Origin of the sequence: Rhodococcus sp. BS-15, from assembly GCF_000813105.1 — a bacterium.
GTDB lineage: Bacteria > Actinomycetota > Actinomycetes > Mycobacteriales > Mycobacteriaceae > Rhodococcoides.
In genome coordinates this window covers 1-2,038 of the sequence record NZ_BAOX01000492.1, presented here as the reverse complement: position 1 = coordinate 2,038, position 2,038 = coordinate 1, and the positions used below count along the sequence as shown (strand labels likewise).

Genomic DNA, 2,038 nt, shown 5'->3' with positions numbered 1-2,038 from the left:
GCGGACACTTCCTGACCAGGAGTGTTGCAGGAGGTGGGCTCATGGTTTCGTTCTGTGTCCGAATGCTTTGTCATGCCGATCTGGTGAGTAGGAGTCCGCGGCCGTATTCCTTTGCGGATTCACTCGAACCTCATGGCCGATACAGAAACTCCGGGTCAGAGATCTGAATCAGCGCACCATACGTTCCGTCGTTCTCGCGCACCCGGAACGCCGCCGACGTGATGGCCCCAGCCTTTGTCGGCTCATCGATGATCAGCAAACCTGACACAGGAACCTGATCTGCCAGAGGAGGAGTCGAGGTGGCAGTGAGCGTCACGAGAATCGCAGTCTGTGACCGATTCGATGGGTTGGGTGCGAAGACTGAACTCTCGGGCGGCAAGACCTCACGGATGAGCGACAGCCGCTCCGGCAGTGACCGCGCGTTCTCGGGACCCAAGTGCGGTAGCGCGGGCAGTGCCCTGAAACTGGTGGTGATGCCGGACTCCCATTGGCGGAGAATCGCGTCGCCTTTGCCGAGTGGAAGGGACGCGGCCTCGGGTGTTCCGATGACCGCATTCGACGAGGCGTGATCTGCCGATCGAAGGCTGATCCCGATGGATTTGTTCGTCTGCAACCGGGCAATCTGCCTCGCGTCGAGATGCTGTCCCGATATCAGCAGCTTGATGCCAAGGCTGCGACCTTTACGACTGACAAGCTCGAGGGTCTTACCCAGCTCTCCATCGCTATCGGTGTTGCCGAACTCATCGGCGATAACAACGAGGGTCGGCAGCAGTGGAAGATCGGACCGCGACTCTTGGACCACCCGATACTCGCCAAGGTCCCTGACACCTGCGACGACGGCGATCAACGTCTCTCTGCGGGTGATCTCGGCCCGCAGCATATTGCTTGCTTCGGTCTCGAAGGCCACGCCCGCGTCTGAGTAACCCGAGGAAGCAACCACGTGAGGCAGATGCTGAAGACCGCTGTGGGATCCAACGTTCAGCAAAACGAAGTTCACTCGCTCGGGTGAGTATCGAGCCGCGAGCGAGAGGATTATTCCACCCAGCATGTTGGACTTGCCCGCGCCGGTAATTCCCTGAAGCAGCCCCACCGAACCGGCACCGTTGACCCCCTGCCCCGAGATGTCCACGTTGAGCAGTTCACCGGTGGCCACCCCTGCCTCATCGGTTACCTGTCCGAGAAGCGCCCACAGCCCGGCATCGTCCGCGTACTGGCTTTGCAGTACGCGGGGGTCGAAATCATCCAGATCACTGATCCCCAATGCTGCGGCGAAATCATCGTTCTGCACCTCGGCAGTAGTCATATTCGGTCCCTTCCGGCCCTGTTTCATCTGGTGTTCTTGCTAGGACTTCGACCGTCCTATACACACGCGGATACTGTAGCAATAATGCAGCGATAACTGGGTTTTCATTGCCCTGAACAAAATTGCCTGTACAACCGTATACAGGCGTTTTCACGAACGGTGTTGAACGCTATCCACGCAAGTTATCAGTCATGCGCGCTGCGCCGTCTAGGCGACAGCATTTCCTGCAGCATCCCGCGAATGCGATGTACGCCCAGTGGAGCAGGTCGGTGAGTCCGTCCTCGCGCAGCACTTTCTGTTGGGATCGTGGTCGCTGCGGATGTACGCCTTGGCCAGTAGGTCGTTGAAGATGTTCGATAGCCGCGCGGGAATCACAATCCATGGAGCCGCACCATCCCTGCGGGATGACAGCGTCAACGGCGGCGTGAACGAAGCTGGCGAGCGCCGGTACCGCGATCCCGTCGCCAGCGGCGACAAGCTCAGCGGGTCGATGGCCTGGAGCCTGAGTCAAGCGAGGTTGAACAGGGCCGTTCTGGCAAGCTACGACAGACCAGTGCAAGCCCTTCACCTACTAGCAATCCGCACACGACGCGCTCGCGGTCGTTCGACAAACTCAATATCGAGCGGGCTGTATCGGGGGAATGTCGCAGGGCGGAATCACCGCGTTACGCCTAGCGCTCGCGCGCGAGCGGCCTGGTATTGATCATGACCGAAGCAGGTCAACCCACAGCCCCC

At 59.7% G+C, this 2,038-nt stretch carries 1 protein-coding gene; it reads right to left on the bottom strand.

Annotated elements, in window-relative coordinates:
* Positions 1–130: 130 nt before the first annotated feature.
* Entirely contained in the window at positions 131–1,303 is a 1,173-nt protein-coding gene (locus RHBS_RS27250) for an FtsK/SpoIIIE domain-containing protein (RefSeq protein ID WP_187298665.1), read from the bottom strand.
* Between the last annotated feature and the right edge of the window lie 735 nt (positions 1,304–2,038).

What these genes read in the sequence shown, in the direction of transcription:
- RHBS_RS27250 (WP_187298665.1), bottom strand. Translation starts at nt 1,303, where the DNA reads ATGACTACTGCCGAGGTGCAGAACGATGATTTCGCCGCAGCATTGGGG.